A 1,398-nucleotide genomic window follows, 5' to 3' on the forward strand; every position below is an offset into this window, starting at 1 on the left:
GCCCCCGACCTCGCCTCCGACTCCGACGCCGCCCCGGCTCCCGCGCCCGGCTTCGGCACCGATCGGATGGATCGTCCACGGCTGCTTGTCGCACTGTCCGAGCTCGACGAGCAGATCGGCCAGGCGGTGGACATGCCCGGCTGGTCCCTGTCCGACCCCGAACTCGACAGCGCGGTGCTGGACTGCGCGGTGTTGCTGGCCCGGCTCGCCGCGCTGCGTCTGGGGTTGGTCCGTGAGATGCACGGCCGCGGCAGCGCCCAACGCGAGGGCGCCACCAGCACCGCCGCGCTCCTGCGCACCCGGCTACGGATCCGCCCCGGCGAGGCGCAGCGGCTGCTCGCCCTCGCCCTCGCCGTCGACGACGATCTCACCGCCACCGGCACCGCCCTGACCGCCGGCACCATCAGCATCGACCAGGCCTTCGCGATCCACACCGCGCTGCGCGCCCTACCTCGCGGGGTGGACCTCACCAGACGACGTGAAGCCGAAGCACTCCTGCTTCAGTGCGCGGACACCTTCGACCCCGCCGATCTCGCCCTCCTCGGCCGCCACATCCGCGAGCGGCTCACCGACATCGACACCAGCCCCGGCGGCGACAGCCCCGACCCTGCAGGCAACAACAGCGGCGGCGAGGGTGAGGGCGGGAATGATCACAACGGCGACGACGGCAACGTCGTCGGTGGCAACGCCGCCGGTGGCAACGCCGCCGGTGGAGACGATCCAGCGTCGCGCTGCCACCTGTCGATCACCGACCTATCCGACGGGATGACCCGGATCAGCGGCGAACTCGACGCCGAGGGCGCCGCACTCCTACGCACCGCCCTCGACAGCCTCGCCGCCCCCAGCCCCGCCATCGACGGCACGCTCGACCCTCGCAGTCCCGCCCGCCGCCGGGCCGACGCGCTCGTCGAGCTTCTGCACCGCGCCCTCGACGCCTCGTCGGTACCCGTCTCCGGCGGTGTGCGCCCCCATCTGACCGTCACCATCCCGTGGGCGACGCTGGTCGGCAGGGGCGGGCCGGCCGCGTCGACCAGCTGGGGCCAGCCGATCCCCCGCTCCGTGCTACGCCGTCTGGCCTGCGACGCCGAGGTCAGTCGCATCGTCCTCAACCCGGACAGCGTCCCCCTCGACGTCGGCCGCACGCAACGCACCGTCCCGGCCGACCTGCGCCGCGCCCTGGTCGCCCGCGACCGCTGTTGTGCGTTCCCCGGTTGCAACAGGCCGCCGAGTTGGTGCCAGGCGCACCACATTCGGCATTGGACCGACAACGGCACCACCTGCCTGAACAACCTCGTGCTCGTCTGCGGCTGGCACCACCGCTTCCTCCACCACCACGGCTGGACCGTCCGACTCGGCGCCGATCACCGACCCGAATTCCTCCCGCCCCTCTGGGCCGAC

General features: G+C 73.0%; 1 protein-coding gene. It reads left to right on the forward strand.

What is annotated here, in order from left to right; translation table 11 throughout:
- Nucleotides 1–1,398 (forward strand): HNH endonuclease signature motif containing protein (locus NBZ83_RS32120; RefSeq protein ID WP_261576512.1); only part of this gene is annotated, 1,398 nt, incomplete at both ends.

This window comes from Frankia gtarii, from assembly GCF_025403375.1.
Classification (GTDB): domain Bacteria; phylum Actinomycetota; class Actinomycetes; order Frankiales; family Frankiaceae; genus Frankia; species Frankia gtarii.